A 15,251-nucleotide genomic window follows, 5' to 3' on the forward strand; every position below is an offset into this window, starting at 1 on the left:
GTGTCGGCTCCCCCCTCCCAAGGGGAGCCGACACCGCCGGCACAAAGGAGCCTTCAGCCCGCCGGGCCGGCTACCGCACCCCCACCGCCCGAATGACCTCCTGCTTCACCGACCCACCCCGGTCGTCCCTCGCGGACGCCCGCAGCGACACGAACTCGGCGTCCCGCGGCACGCTCAGCGTCCCCTTCCAGGACGCGCCCCCACCGGACAGCGGCACCGCACGCCACGTCTTCCCGTCGTCGTACGACACTTCGAGCTTCCCGCCCCCGATGGCGCCGGTGTCCGCCGCGCCCTTCACATACTCGGCGTAGACCCCAACCCGCACCCGGCTGCCGCCGCGCACATCGCCCGCGAGGTCGGTGTCGACGTCGTAGCCGAGGTTGATGAGCGGCAGGAAGGTCCAGCGGTCCTCCGGCGTGGCCGCCGACTTGAACGTCCACTCCGAGTGGCCCTCGGTGGACAGCTTCCAGCGGTCCGGGTCCAGCGTCGTGTCCGTGACGACCTTGTACGTGTGCTCGTCGGCGGGCGCGTCCCACACGTACGCGCCCGAGCCCATCCGCCGGTCGACCAGCGAACCGTCCTGGTACACCTCCGTGAACTGGGTCATCCCCTTGTCCCCGCTCCACACATCGCCGAAGCCGGTGTGGTCGGGCCCGGAGTCGCCCCAGCCGGGGGTGTTCAACTGGATCTGGTTTCCCTGGCGTTGCTGTCCCCAGCCGAGCCCGGTGCCGAGCCAGGGATGCCAGACGGGCTTGAACCAGTCGAGGTCCGGGTGCGTGCCCCCGCGGTACCGGACCAGCCCGCTGCGCTCCTCCAGCGCACTGTCCCCGAGGTCGACGGACTCGTGCCACAACTGCCCGGCGCCGGTGGAGACATAGTCGGTCCGCTCGGCCGGGTAGTCGATCCGTTCCTTGAAGCCGATCCCGATGGGGAAGGTGTCGGTGATCGAGTAGCGGAACTCGCCGCCCGAGGCTGGCTTGTCGCCGTGGAACTTGGTGTCCAGCACGGCGAGTTCGCGGTTGCCCGGCTCATACGTCAGATCCCCGCGAGGGATGGCCCCCGCGTGCCCCTCCGAAAGGTCGTACACATACGGCGTGTTGAGTGTCCCCGTCATGTCGACGCTCCGGGCCGCCCGCAGCCTCGCCGCGTCCGCCGCGTTGACCGTGGCGATCTGCAACGGCCGGTCGGCGTTGTCGTCCGTCCCGAACCAGGCGTTGAGGCGTCCCGCCGTGTCGTCGGTCACGAACAGTGCCTTGGCGCCCGCGTCCTGGGCCGCCTGGGCGAGCGCGGCGGGTTCGACCCCGTCGCCGAGCCGCGCGAGGACGGCCTTGCCCCGGACTCCGCTCAATGAGCCACTCACGAAGGATCCGACATCGACCAGCGGCAGTCTGCTGCGCCCCTCGATCAGCGTGGCGCCCGGCTGGGCAACCGCTTCACCGACTCCCTTGACCTCAAGGAGCGGCTTGCCGAGCCGCCACACGGTCCGGTACTCGAAGGTGCCCTTCGTGACCTCGGCGGTGGGCGCGGCGAAGATGCTGTCGTACTTCACCGGCACCTGGACGGCACCGAACAAGTCGGCCCCGCCCGCGTTCCGGTCGTACTCCATCAGCAGCTGCCGGGTCTCGGTCCGTCGGTCGACCTTTGCCTCGACCTCCCTCAACTTCGTTCCGTCGAGGGTGACTTCGCGGTCCTGGTCGAGTGTGACCTCGGGTGCCGCGAGAAAACCGAGCCCGAGCGAGTCCGCGCCGTTGCTGCCGCGCACGTCGAGGAAGGTGTCCAGGCTGTACGTCCCCGGCCTCAGCCGGAGCTTCACGGTGCCCGAGTCCCCGACCGGCTCCCAGGAGGGGTCGACGCCCTGCGTGAGCTGCTGGACCTCGAGATCGGCGGCCGTCGCGGCTCCGTCCCTGTCCTTGACGTGCACAGTGAGCGTGTACCGCTCCTCCTCCTTGACCAGCCCGAACACGGTGTGCGCGACGGGGGCGCCGGCCACGGACGCGACGATCTGCCCGGAGGTGTTGCCCACGGCCGCCTTCGCGCCGTCACCCGTGACCGTCGTGGCCGCGGTCCCGTGCGCGGGCACGGTGAGCGTGGAGTCGGCGAGGGTCGCGACACCGTCAGGAACACCCTGCACCGAGAGGCTCAACTCGACAGCCGCATCGGATGAGTTGGTGTACGTCAACGTCTTCGTGACGGGCTCGTTCTCCTCGTACGGCCAGCTGTAGGAACCGAGGTCCGCGCTGCCGGTGGCGGTGACCGCCGAGCCGATCGCGTCCGGCACGCTCACGCGTCCGGAGCCCAGCACATAGGCGGACGCGTCGAGTTGCTCGGACGTGGACATCAGCGCGTCCTTGAGTTGCGCGCCGGTCCAGTCGGGGTGCTTCTCGGCGAGCAGGGCGGCCACCCCCGCGACATGGGGCGTCGCCATCGACGTACCACTCATGCTCGTGTAGTAGCCGTCACCATCGACGAGTTGGGAGCGTGCGGCGAGGATGTCGACGCCCGGCGCGGAGAGGTCGGGCTTGAGCGCGTTGTCGCCGTGGCGCGGGCCCGCACTGGTGAAGTAGGCGGCCTCGTCGGCGGAGTCCACCGCGCCGATGGTCAGCGCGGAGTCGGCGGCGCCGGGTGAGCCGATGGAGTACGGGGCGCCGGTGTTGCCGGCGGCGATGACGAAGAGCGCTCCGGTCTCCTGGGAAAGGGTGTTGACGGCCTCAGCCATGGGGTCGGTGCCGTCGCTGGCCTCGGTCGAGCCGAGGCTCATGGAGATCACCTGGGCCCCCACGTCACGCGCGGCCCACTCCATGCCTGCGATGATCTGCGACTCGCTCCCCGACCCCTGGTCGCTGAGCACCTTGCCGACGGCGAGCGTGGCTCCGGGGGCGACGCCCTTCTCCTGCCCCTCCGAGGCGGCGCCGCTCCCGCCCACGGTCGAAGTGACGTGCGTGCCATGACCGTTGCGGTCGGCGACCTCCTCACCCTCGATGAAGCTCCTGGTCGTCGAGACCCGTCCGGCGAGGTCGGGATGCCCGGCGTCGACCCCCGTGTCGAGGACGGCGACCGTGACCCCCTTCCCAGTCAGCCCGGCCTCCCACGCCGCCGCCGTACCGATCTGCGCGTTGCTCTCGGCCATGTCCGCCGTGACCCGCCCGTCGAGCCACACCTCGTCGATGCCGTCCTGGGCGGTCAGCGCCTGCCAGAAGGTCCGCCCCTTGTCCGCGTCGACGGCGGCGCCCCGGATGCTCGGCAGCGCACGCGTCCGCTCGGCGCCGCGCGGCGTGAGAGACCGCGCCTTCTTCTCGTACGTCACGATCAGCGGCAGCTCGTCCGTCTTCTGGTCGGTCAGCCCCTGCCGTATCAGCTCACTCACGTCGAACAGCCGCCGGTCCAGGGTGCCCGCCCGCAGATACGGCAGCGCCTCGTCCGGTACGACGGTGACGACGCCGTTCACCACCTGTGTGCGCACGGCACCGGTGGCACCCTCGGGCCGCTCGACGGTGACCGTCTTCTTCCCGCCGCCGAGGTCGGTGACGGTCACCTTGTCGCCGGTGACAAGGGTGACGGTGCGGGTGGCGCTCGCGGCCCGGGGCGTGGTGTCCGGTGCGGCCGCCGTCGACTGCCCCGCGGGCAGCAGGGCGATCACGAGGCCGGCCGACAACAGCGCCGCCCCACGTCTCGCTGGTCCTCTGGTCATCATCGCCCTCTCTTCGTCGGCGGCATGCCCTGGTGCTGCGAAGAGTGTCGGGGGCCTTGTGTCGCACCGGAGTTGACAGAGCCTGGCGGGAAGGTGCCCTGGCGGCTTCCCGCCAGCACAGACAGGTACGAGCCAGGGAAACCGGGACAGTCAAAGCAGGTCTGTTCGGTGTCAGACCCGACACCTGGACTGCTGCGTCCGGTGGGGAGCCGGAGCCGACGGAGTCGGTGGATGAGGGGGAGTTCGTATGAGCAACGAACAACTGCGACGTGTGTACCGAAGATCCGGACTACCGGCGGGCTTCATCGTCGGACGGGGTTCCTGGGGGTCGTCGCCCCGCTCCTGCCTCTGATGAACGAGGACATACCGACTTGGGTGAAGGTGCTGATCTGGGTCCTCGTCGTCCCCTTCTTCGGCTGGTTGTACCTGGCGGTCAAGCGGATCGGGACCCTCGTCGACGTTCGCGGCATCCAGGTACGTGCCTTCGTCCGAAAGAAGCGGCTGGACTGGGCGGAGGTCCAGGACATCCGGGCCGAGCCCAATATCGTCGGGTACATGCAGAGCGGGGCGCCGACCCTCATTACCGCTGTCCTGGAACCGGTTCCTGGTCGAGGTGTCCGCGTACGACGACCGGCACCGCCAGGTGGTCAGCTCACGCGCCCAGCCCGCCGACCGGGGCGGAGCCGACGCGGTCCCTGACCGCTCCACCGCCAAGACCACCCGTCCAGCGGCACCCCACCCGGCCCCCCACAAAAGGCGACACCCCGTCAGGGACCGCACGATGCGAGAGAGGACCGCCGTCCGGCGGAGCCCCTCGGCCTGCGCTCTCGGGAGGATCTGCCATGACCGACAGTCTGGAGCAGTTGCGCCGCTGCCATTTCGCCGTCGATCTGGGGGCGGCGAGGACCCGTGTGTATGTGAAGGGCGCGGGGCTGGTCGTCGACCAGCCGAGTGTCGCCGCGATCAACACGAAGACGGGTGCGCTGATCGCGGTCGGCGAGTTCGCGGAGAAGATGACGGGGCGTACGCCCGACTACATCCGGGTCGTACGGCCGGTGTCCGGCGGCACGGTCGTCGACATCGAGATGGCGCAGCGGATGCTGCGGCAGCTGCTCGGTGACAAGGTCCGCCGCACGCTGCGCCGCAAGCCGCGGCTGCGGGCGGCCGCCTGCACACCGCACGACGCGGACCCGCTGGCCCAGCGTGCCGCGATCGAGACGCTCGTCGGGCTCGGAGCGCGCCGGGTCGAACTGGTCGACACGCTGATCGCCGCCGCCGTCGGGTGCGGACTGCCCGTGGAGCGGCCCGAGGCCACCATGATCATGGTGTGCGGGGCCGCCGCGACCCAGCTCGCCGTGTTGTCCCTGGGCTCGATCGTCACCGCCGAGCGCATCCCGGTGGGCGGCGAGGCCGTCGACCACGCGATCGTGCAGCACCTGCGCCACCAGCACGAGCTGATGCTGCCGAGTCAGGCGGTACGACCCCTACAGCTCGCCCTCTCCGGGAACGGGCTCACCCCGCACGGCCCGGCGTCGACGGAGATCCACGGGCGAGACGTGGCGACCGGCCTCGCGCGTTCCGTGCAGGTCGACACCGCCGCCGTACGCGATGCCATCCAGACCCCGCTGACCGCCGTACTCGACGGCATCGGCAAGGTGCTGCGCGCCTGCCCGCCCGATCTGGTGGCCGACCTCGCCGACCGCGGGATCATGATGGTCGGCGGCAGCGCCCTGCTCCCCGGGCTCGATCAGATGCTGCGGCAGGCGACGGGCATGCCGGTGCACATCGCGGAACGCCCCGACGTCTGTGCCGTCCAGGGCCTCGGCTACATGCTGGAGGGCAGGATCGAACCGCTGGTCCTGGACCCGCTGGCGGACTGACGTCCGGGCGTCGGAGGGGACCCCGTATGACCGATGCAGTCTCCCGCCTCCCACCCCTCCTGGAAGCCGTCCTCAGTGTCGGCACCGATCTCGAACTGCGGGTCACGCTCCAGCACATCGTGGACGGTGCCGCCGAGCTGACGGGTGCCCGGTACGCGGCCCTTGGCATGGCCGAGCCGGGGCACGACGGGCTCGTGGAGATCCGTACGGCGGGTCCGTCCACCGGCGGGACCGGGCTGCCCGGCAGCTCCCTCGGCGTTCCCATCCGCGTCGACGAGGAGGTGTTCGGCACGCTGCATCTCGCCGACAAGGAGGGAGGCGCGTTCACCGCCGAGGACGAGCAACTGCTGCACCTGCTGGCCACCCAGGCCGGCATCGCGATCGGCAACTCCCGGCTGTACGAGACCGCGCGGCAGCGCGAGCGCTGGATCGAGGGCGCGGCGGCCGTCACGACCGCGCTGCTCACGGGGGAGAGTGCCGCCGAGGCCCTGATGACCGTCGCCGAGCGGGCCCGGGTCCTCGCCGACGCCGCGGCGGGCGTCATCCTCCAGGCCACACCGGAGGGCGGCATGGAGATCGTGACCGCCTCCACACTCGACGACCCCGGGGACATCGTCGGCACGGTCATCGAGCCGGGCAGCCCCGTCCTCGAACAACTCCTCGGCGGGGAGCCGGTGTTCATCGACGACTCGGCGACCGACCCGAGGATGACCACGCATGTACGGGCCCGGTTCGGCCCGAGCATGATGCTCCCCCTCCAGGCCGACGGCCGCCTCATCGGCACGCTCGCCCTTCCCCGCCGCCGCGGCGACCGGGCGTACACCCCGGCGGAGCGGCTGCTCGCCACGCAGTTCGCCTCGCAGGCCGCGCTGGCGCTGGTCCTCGCGGACGCCCAGCACAGCCGCGAGCGGCTCGCGGTCTACGAGGACCGCGACCGGATCGCCCGCGACCTGCACGACCTGGTCGTCCAACGGCTCTTCGCCACCGGCATGATGCTGGAGTCCACCCAGCGCCGCAGCACCGGCGCCGAGGGCGACGACGTGCACGCCACCCTCGGCCGGGCCGTCGACGAGCTCCAGTCCACCATCCAGGAGGTCCGCACCGCGATCTTCGCCCTCCAGCAGCCGCCCGCCGACGCTCCCACCACCTTCCGCGGCAAGGTGCTCCGCGAGACGGCGAGCGTGGCGGCCGCCCTGGGCTTCCAGCCGTCCGTCCACTTCACCGGCCCCGTGGAGAACCGCGTCACGGACCCCGTCGCCGGCCATCTGCTCACCGCCCTGCGCCGCAAGCTGACCGCCGCCGCACGCCGCACCGAGGTCTCCCGCATCGAGGTCACGGTCGACGCGACGGCCACCCTCCCGGACGGCCGCGCCGGCCTCCGCCTGACGGTGTACGACGACGGCACCAGGGACGACAGCGAGGGCACCGGCACGACAGCCACCTGGCGGTCACCGTTGTGAACAACCGGCACCCACCGAACACAAGTCTCGCTGGCCATACCGCCCCACATGGTGCAGGAAACGGATTCAGCCGGTTGGCCGCGCTCCGATTGCGAAAGCCCGACACGGGCCGAAACCTGAATTCCAGGAAGGGCCAACTCACGCCTAGATCAACTGCTACTCTCGGCCTCCTCTGAGCTTACCCATCAACGAAAGCCATCAAATGAACCTCTCGGTGACGCCGGCGACGCAACACTCCGCCGCCCCTCGGTCCATGCGCCGGTCGCACACTCCCCTGTCGGCCATCGACCCGCTCGGGACCGCCGCCGTCAGGTCCGCCGGACGCGTGACGGACATCCCCGGGCGTCGTCCGGTCAAGCCGATCACTTTCGACTCGGCGCTGTAGGATCCACAGACTTCGGCAAGGGCACATCCGACGGTACGACTGACGTCGACTGTGCCCTTGCTGTGCGCCGGAGCCGTCAACTACCTTGAGTGATCAAGGAGTTAGTGGTACGTGCACCCCTCCGTTGGCACTATTCTTCGCCAAGTGGAGCTGCAACAACTCGTCCTCAAGATCCATAGCAGATGCGACCTCGCCTGCGACCACTGCTATGTGTACGAGCATGCCGATCAGAGCTGGCAAGGGCGCCCCACCTTCATTTCCGAGGAAACGCTCGGGAAAGTCGCCCAGCGTTTCGCGGCATATGCCGAATCGCATAAACTGCCTTCTGTTTCCGTGATCCTTCACGGTGGTGAACCTCTTCTTGTGGGCCCCGCCCGCATGAGAAGCATTTGCGCGGAGTTGACGCGCGTCATCACCCCGGTCACCAAGCTGAATCTTCATATCCACACCAATGCGGTACAGCTCAACACCCGCCATCTCGAGGTGTTCAAAGAATTCGGCGTCAAGGTAAGCATCTCGCTCGACGGCGACCGCGTCGCCAACGACCGGCACCGACGCGACCGAAGGCGGCGAAGCAGCTACGACCGGGTGGTACGCGCGATCAACCTGTTGCGCACCCCGGAGTACCGGCACCTCTACAGCGGTCTGCTGTGCACGGTGGACGTGGCCAACGATCCCGTCGCGGTGCACGACGCCCTGGTGGCCCTGCGACCGCCTCGCATCGACTACCTGCTTCCGCACTCCACCTGGGACAACCCACCGCCCAGACCTGCGGATTCACCCGCCGCGTACGCCGCTTGGCTGCTCAAGATCTTCGACCGGTGGGACCGGCAGGGCCGTACCGTGTCGGTGCGGACCTTCGAGTCGGTCCTGAGCACCCTGCGGGGCGGCCCGAGCCTGACGGAGGCGATGGGGCTCGCGCCGAGCGATCTCGCGGTCGTGGAGACCGACGGCACCTTCGAGCAGGCGGATTCGCTGAAGACGGCGTACGACGGCGCCCCCGCGACCGGTTACGACGCCTTCCACCACAGCTTCGAGGAGTTCGCGCAGCATCCCGGCGTACGCGCGCGCCAGCTGGGCCTCGCGGGTGTCAGCGATACCTGTCGCAGCTGCCCGGTGATCGAGTCGTGCGGCGGAGGGCTCTACGCGCACCGCTACAGCACTGGCCGCGGCTTCGACAATCCGTCCGCCTTCTGCTCGGACCTGCGGGCCTTCGTCGACGGCGTCGCCGAGCGGATCACGGAGCACGCGCTCAGCCCGGCCGTGCACAGTGACGAGGAACTCCGGTTCGCCCAGGGCGAGTCGGTCCGGCGTCTGCTCGCCCGCGTCGCGGCCCTGCATGCCGGCGACCCGGACTGGGACGAGGTGTGGCGGGCCTTCCTGGACCTGGACGGCATGGCGGATGTCACGCCGTACGTCGACGAGATCCTCGCCCATCCCTACCTGTACACCACACTGAAGAACTGTCTGCACGACCGCGTCACCACCCCGGCGCCGCTCGGCTCGGCGATCACCGCAGTCGCCGTCCGCGCAGGAGCCGACGTCAAGCTCGCCTGGGACCAGACCGACCCCGCGCTGCACCTACCGACCCTGGGAACCCTGACCCTCCCCACGCCCGGCCGGGTCGAGGTCACCGTCAACTCGGGCCGCCTGCACGTGCGCACCGAGAACGGCACGGAGTACTCGATCGAGGAGACCCCGGCCACCTGGCGCCCCCGGCGATCAGTGCACCTCGGTGACAGCGCCCCCTTGCTCCTCGACGACGCCGACCCCCTCCGCGACTGCTACCCCGTCCCCGTCGCCGCTCCGCTGAGCCCCGGCGATCTCGCCCTGTTCTCCGAACGGCTACGGACGGCACATGAGTTGATGGACGAACGCGAGCCCGCCTGGCGCGACGACATCAACGCTCTCCTCACCACCACGGTCACCCCGCTCGTGGCGGGCTCAGGAGTGCGGCTCGGCGCCCACGGCCTGGGCGCACTGGGGGTGGCCGTCGACTTCGAGCCCGAGGAGTTGGTACGTGAGCTGCCGCGCACCGGGCGCCTGGCCAGGCTCACCGCGCTGCGCGAGACGGCGGATCTGAACGTGCCGGGCAACCAGGCAGGGCGGCTGCTCGACGAGGCGAGCCGTGGGCTCGGCGACGCCACTTATCACCAGGGCGAGCCGGAGGCGCGGGGCGCCGCGCTGGCACGGGCGGGCCGCGCCCTGGACCGGCTGGCCGCCCTCCCCCAGCGTGAACTCACCGAAACCGGCGTGGTGTTGGCGGACGAACTGCGAGCCGAGTGGGCCGGGCAGGCCGGACAGACCGTGCAGCGAAGCTGATCGGGGCCCGGCTGCCGCGTGATCTCGTGACGGAACGGGAAATGGCGGGGAAAGCGGTGCTGCACTTCGGGATACGGGGGGCTGTCGACCCGGCGGCGGTCCAGATGTCTGGATATCGCCAGGGATTGACGTGAAAGAGGCGACCCGTTCAGGCCGACGGTCGGGAAGATTGTGGGCTCCGGTCGGCTGACGTCCCGTAGGGGCCGCCCGTCCACAGGCAGGGGGGCGCGTGGAGATTCCTGATCGGGACCTGGAACGGGAACGGGTTTCGGACAACAGGCCTTATTTCTTTCTCAGTTACGCCCACACACCGCCCTGGGGGCCGGGCGGCGGCGACCCCGATCACTGGGTGCAGGTGCTCTTCACGGATCTCTGCGACCACATCATGGCGCTCACGGACCTGCCGGCCGGCGCACCCGCCGGATTCATGGACCGGGAGATGCGCTCGGGGGACGGGTGGCCGGAAAAACTCAGCGAGAATCTCGCGAACTGCCGGGTGTTCGTACCGCTGTTCTCGCCGCGCTACTTCACGAGCGAGAGTTGCGGACGGGAATGGTTCGCCTTCAACGAACGTATTCTGCGCGCGCGAGCGACCGGTTCCGGTGCCGTACCCACCATCGTGCCCGCGCTGTGGACGTATATCGATTACGCCCAACTCCCTGATTCCGTACGGCATATACACGTGGACCACGCCCAGTTCGGGGACCGGTACGCGGCCCACGGGATCTACGGGCTGATCAAGCTCAACCGGCTGCGCGACGAGTACGAGGAGACCGTGCTGGGGCTGGCTCAACGGATCGTGCGGGTCGCCCACGAGTCGCCGCTGCCGTCCAGCAGGCCCCGCCCCTACGAGCGGACGCCGAGCGCGTTCAAACCGCGCGGCGAGGGGCCCCGGCACATCCATCTGACTGTGGCGGCGCCCACCCGGCACAGCATCCCCGAGCACCGCGACGAACGCCCGTACGGCGATGACGCCCAGGACTGGAACCCGTACCACTCGGAGTCGACCCGGCCGCTGCCCGCGCTCGCCGAGGAGCTGATCCGCTCGCTCGACTACCGGATCACGGTGTCGTCCTTCGACGACGAGGACCCCGGCGAGGAGCTGGTGGTGAACGACCCCGACAAGGCGGCGCCGAGCCACCCCGGGATCCTACTCATCGACCGCTGGGCGCTCAGCGACGAGGAACGGCGGCGCAGGCTCAAGGCGTTCGACGCGAACGCCCGTCCCTGGGTCAGCGCGATCGTCCCCTGGAACCGTGCCGACATCCAGTGCCACGGCGAGGAGGGCCGGCAACTGACGGAGGAGCTGGAGCGGACGCTGCCGGTGATCCTGGACCGGGGCCGGCGCACCGACTCCCGGGTCGCCGTCAACGGCGTACCGACGCTCAAGTCCTTCACCGACGTGCTGCCGTCCGTCGTCGCGCACGCGACCCGGCAGTACCTCAAGCACGCCGAGGCCCATCCGCCCCCCGGCCCGCCGCTGCGCAGGCCCCGTCTGACGGGCCCCACCCACCCGCCGCAGTTCGACAGCGGATCCGATCACGGAGGAGAAGCATGACGGCCGTGCAGGACGGACGCATCATCACCTTCTACTCGTACAAAGGGGGCACGGGCCGCACGATGGCCCTGGCCAACACCGCGTGGATCCTCGCCGCCAACGGCAAACGCGTCCTGACCGTCGACTGGGACCTGGAAGCTCCGGGGCTGCACCGCTTCTTCCACCCCTTCCTCCCCAACGCGCTCGCGGCCACCACCGGTGTCATCGACATCATCAGCGAGTACGCCTGGGCCGCGACCACCCGGACTCAGCGCTCCGGCCCCTGGCACCTGGACTACGCGCATGTGGAACAGCACGCCATCTCGCTGACGCCCGAGCGGCTCGGACTGCGTTTCCAGGACGGCGGTTCGCTCGACTTCCTCTCCGCCGGACGCCAGGACCGCTCGTACTCCGCGACGGTGTCGTCCTTCGAGTGGGACAACTTCTACGAAAGGCTCGGCGGGGGGCTGTTCTTCGACGCGCTGCGCGACGACATGAAGGCGTCGTACGACTATGTCCTGATCGACTCGCGTACCGGTCTTTCCGACAGCGCCGACATCTGCACCATCCAGATGCCGGACGTGCTCGTGGACTGCTTCACGCTCAGCGACCAGTCGCTGGACGGCGCGGCGGCCGTGGCCCGCAGCGTCGAGGCCGGATACGGCAAGCGCAAGATCCGGGTGCTGCCCGTGCCGATGCGCATCGACGAGGGCGAGAAGGAGAAGGTCGACGCCGGACGGGCGCTTGCCCGGCTGAAGTTCGACGGGCTGCCCAAGGGGCTCGGCGGTGAGGAGCTCGGCTCCGAGGACCTGACCACGTACTGGGGCAACGTCGAGATCCCCTACCGGCCTTACTACGCGTACGAGGAGACGCTCGCGACCGTCGGCGACGAGAGCGGGCTCGCCAACTCGCTGCTGTCCGCCTTCGAACGGCTCACCGCGGTCATCTCGGACGGCGAGGTCACCTCGCTGCCTGCGGTGCCGGAGCCGGTGCGGCTGCGCTGCCGTGACGCGTTCCTGCGGCGGCGTCCGCTGACGACCGCCGCCGATGTCGTCATCGTCTACGCGGCGGAGAACCGTATGTGGGCCGACTGGGTCGAGTCGCTCCTGGTGCGCGCCGGCTGCCATGTCACCCCGCACGACATCGCCTCCGGGCCCGTCGAGCAGCTGGACACGGCCACGCGCACCCTCGTGCTGCTGTCGAACTCCTTCAGGAAGTCCCGGAACGCCGATGCCGTCTGGCGCACGCTCATCGAGTCCGGCGCCGGCTCCCCGGGAGTCCTGGGCGCCCCCTTGGTCCAGCTGGTCCCGCTGCGGGTCGACGAGGTCCGGCTGCCCGAGAGCTACCTCAACCACAACCCCGTAGACCTGCACCGGCTCGACGAGGCCCAGTGCGTCACCGCACTGCTGAGCACCCTGGAACTGCCGGGTCTGCTCACCGACGTCGGCGAGTCCGGCCCGCGCTTCCCCGGTACCGCCCCGGCGATCTGGAACGCGCCCCAGCGCAACAACACCTTCACCGGCCGCAACGCCATCCTGGACCGGGTCCGCGACCAGATCGGCGGTGGCATGTCCATCGTGCTGCCGCAGCCGCAGGCGCTGTTCGGGCTGGGCGGCGTCGGCAAGACGCAGGTGGCGCTGGAGTACGTGCACCGGTTCATGGCCGACTACGACCTGGTGTGGTGGATCTCAGCCGAGGACACCGGCAACGTCGTCGCCTCGCTCGCCGACCTCGGGGCCCGTATCGGCGCACCCAGCCGCGAGGACATCAACCTGGCCAGCCAGGAAGCCGTCCAGATGCTGGCGCGCGGGGCGCCGACCAAGCGCTGGATCCTGGTCTTCGACAACGCCGACGACCCGGCGCAGCTCACCCGCTACTTTCCCAAGGGCGGCGGCGGCCACATCCTCGTCACCTCGCGCAACCAGGCCTGGGCGCAACAGGGAGTGTCCCTGCCCATCGACGTGTTCCTGCGCGAGGAGAGCGTGGAGCACCTCACCGGGCGCGCCTCGGGACTCAGCGCCGAGGAGGCCGACCAGGTGGCGAGCGCGGTCGGCGATCTGCCGCTCGCGGTGGAGCAGGCGGCGGCGTGGCTGGCCGAGACGGCGACGCCCATCAAGGACTATCTGCGGCAGCTGGCCGAGCAGACCACCGAGGTACTGGACCTCAACCAGCCCCCGGACTACCCCGAGACGGTGGCCGCGACCTGGAACATCTCCATAGCGCGCCTGAAGGAACGTTCCCCGGCCTCCGTGCGACTGCTGCAACTGTGCGCGTTCCTGGCCGCCGAGCCGATCTCCTCGGACCTGCTCTACAGCAAGGAGATGATCGACGCCCTCAGGCCGTACGATCCCGCCCTCCAGGAGAGTCTGCTGCTCGGCCGGGTGATCCGCGAGATCGGCCGGTTCGCGCTCGCCAAGGTCGACCAGGTCAGCAACAGCATCCAGGTCCACCGCCTGGTGCAGGCCGTGATCCGCTCGCAGCTGACCGAGGAGGAACAGCGGGAGGCCCGGCATGTGGTGCACACGGTGCTCGCGGGATGCCGGCCCGACGGGGACGAGCCCATCGACGACCCGGAGAACTGGCCGAAGTTCGCGGTCATCTGGCCGCACCTGACGGCCTCCGACGCCCGTAACTGCACCGATGCCGGCACCCGTCGCCTCCTCATCGACCGCGTCCGCTACTTCTGGAAGCGCGGCGATTTCCCCGGTGCCCAGCAGCGCGCCGAGGACCTCCTCGCGCACTGGAAGCCGCTGCTCGGCGAGGACGACGTGCAGTACCTGTATCTGCGCTGCCAGCTCGGCAACGTACTGCGCTCCCAAGGTCTTTACGTCGAGGCCCGGGCGATCAACACCGAACTCCTGGAGCGCCAGCAGCGGGTGCTCGGGCGCTCGCATCCGCACACGTACGTCACCATGTCCAGTCTCGCCAGTGACCTGGCGGCACTCGGCGTGTACGGGTCGGCGGTGGACTTCGCCCGCGAGGCGCACGAGGGTTTCAGCCAGATCTTCCACGAGTCCCATCGCCGGACACTGAGCGCGGCCAACAACCTCGCGCTCGCGCTGCGCATGGTGGGCCGCTACGGCGAGGCACGCGTCCTCGACCAGGAGACCTTCGACCGGCGTACGGAGGTCCTCGGCAGCGACCATCCGTACACCCTGGCCTCGGCGGGGCGGCTGGGGCGCGACCTGCGGGAGGTCGGCCGGTACGCGGAGTCCGTGTCGCTCCTCGCGCGTGCGTACGAGTCCCACAAACGCATCCTCGGCAAGGAGTTCCCCGGCACGCTGAGCTGTGCCAAGTCCCTCGCGGTGTCGCTGCGCAGGGCGGGCCAGTTCGAGGACGCCCGCCGCCTCACGACGGCGACGCGGGCGCAGTACCGGGCCCAGTACGACGCGCACACACCCGACTCCCTCGCCTGCGACCTGAACATGGCCGCCGACCTGTTCGCCGCCGATGAGCGGGAGGCCGCGCGCGAGGTGGCCAAGGAGGCGCTCGCCGAGTACATGAAGGTCCCGGGCGAGGCTCACCCCTACACCCAGGCCGCGCTCAACAACCTCGGGATCTTCCACTGGGGCTGCGGAGACTCGGAGGAGGCGGAAGCGGTCTTCCGTCAGGTCCTTCTCCGCATGGGCGATGTGCTCGGCGAACAGCACCCGCACACCCTCTTCACGGGCATCAACTACGCCAACGTCCTCGCCGACCAGGGGCGCTTCGACGAGGCACGGGAGCTGGAGAAGAAGGCGGTGGACACCCTCGGTACCGTCCTCGGCCAGCACCACCCCGAGACCCTGGCCATCGTCACCAACTCCGCCCTGACCCTCTCCGCGCTGGGCCGCAAGGACGAGGCGCGCCGCCTGGGCGAGGAGGCCCTGGGCGAGCTGCGCACGCTCCTGGGTGACGAGAACGGGATGACGCGGATCGCGGCCGCCGGGCGACGCATCTACCGGGACCTGGAGCCGCTGGCGGTGTGACGGCCGGGGCG

At 70.0% G+C, this 15,251-nt stretch carries 8 protein-coding genes; 7 read left to right on the plus strand and 1 reads right to left on the minus strand.

Features of this window, described 5'->3' with window-relative positions; all coding sequences use genetic code 11:
• Window positions 1-70 precede the first annotated feature (70 nt).
• On the minus strand, window positions 71-3,688 hold the full coding sequence (locus tag AB0N66_RS24585; protein ID WP_365438810.1) for a S8 family serine peptidase: 3,618 nt from the start codon (window positions 3,686-3,688) through the stop codon (window positions 71-73).
• A gap of 351 nt (window positions 3,689-4,039) precedes the next feature.
• On the opposite strand from AB0N66_RS24585, the gene AB0N66_RS24590 reads away from it, so the two are divergent.
• From AB0N66_RS24590 to fxsT, 7 genes are all read left to right on the plus strand, one after another.
• A complete protein-coding gene (locus tag AB0N66_RS24590) occupies window positions 4,040-4,387 on the plus strand; it encodes a hypothetical protein (RefSeq protein WP_365438812.1) in 348 nt (115 codons plus the stop codon).
• A 143-nt stretch (window positions 4,388-4,530) separates the two neighbouring features.
• Window positions 4,531-5,568 (plus strand): rod shape-determining protein, encoded by a 1,038-nt coding sequence (locus AB0N66_RS24595; RefSeq protein ID WP_365438814.1) that lies wholly within the window; start codon window positions 4,531-4,533, stop codon window positions 5,566-5,568.
• 26 nt (window positions 5,569-5,594) lie between these two features.
• Complete coding sequence (locus tag AB0N66_RS24600) at window positions 5,595-7,028, plus strand: GAF domain-containing protein (protein WP_365438816.1); 1,434 nt, start codon at window positions 5,595-5,597, stop codon at window positions 7,026-7,028.
• Between the two features lie 253 nt (window positions 7,029-7,281).
• The gene (locus tag AB0N66_RS24605; RefSeq protein WP_365438818.1) at window positions 7,282-7,413 is read left to right on the plus strand and encodes a hypothetical protein; all 132 of its coding nucleotides are present in this window, start codon (window positions 7,282-7,284) and stop codon (window positions 7,411-7,413) included.
• A 111-nt stretch (window positions 7,414-7,524) separates the two neighbouring features.
• A complete protein-coding gene (gene fxsB / locus AB0N66_RS24610; protein ID WP_365438820.1) occupies window positions 7,525-9,735 on the plus strand; it encodes a radical SAM/SPASM protein FxsB, inactivated metallohydrolase extension form in 2,211 nt (736 codons plus the stop codon).
• A 229-nt stretch (window positions 9,736-9,964) separates the two neighbouring features.
• Window positions 9,965-11,293 carry a TIR-like protein FxsC gene (locus tag AB0N66_RS24615; RefSeq protein WP_365438822.1) on the plus strand — a complete coding sequence of 443 codons (1,329 nt, stop codon included), beginning with the start codon at window positions 9,965-9,967 and terminating at the stop codon, window positions 11,291-11,293.
• Window positions 11,290-15,240 carry an FxSxx-COOH system tetratricopeptide repeat protein gene (fxsT, locus tag AB0N66_RS24620; protein ID WP_365438824.1) on the plus strand — a complete coding sequence of 1,317 codons (3,951 nt, stop codon included), beginning with the start codon at window positions 11,290-11,292 and terminating at the stop codon, window positions 15,238-15,240. The genes AB0N66_RS24615 and fxsT overlap by 4 nt, the downstream gene beginning before the upstream one ends.
• The last annotated feature ends 11 nt before the right edge of the window (window positions 15,241-15,251 follow it).

The sequence above is a fragment of the Streptomyces sp. NPDC093544 genome (genome assembly GCF_040683495.1).
In the GTDB taxonomy this organism is placed as follows: Bacteria; Actinomycetota; Actinomycetes; order Streptomycetales; family Streptomycetaceae; genus Streptomyces.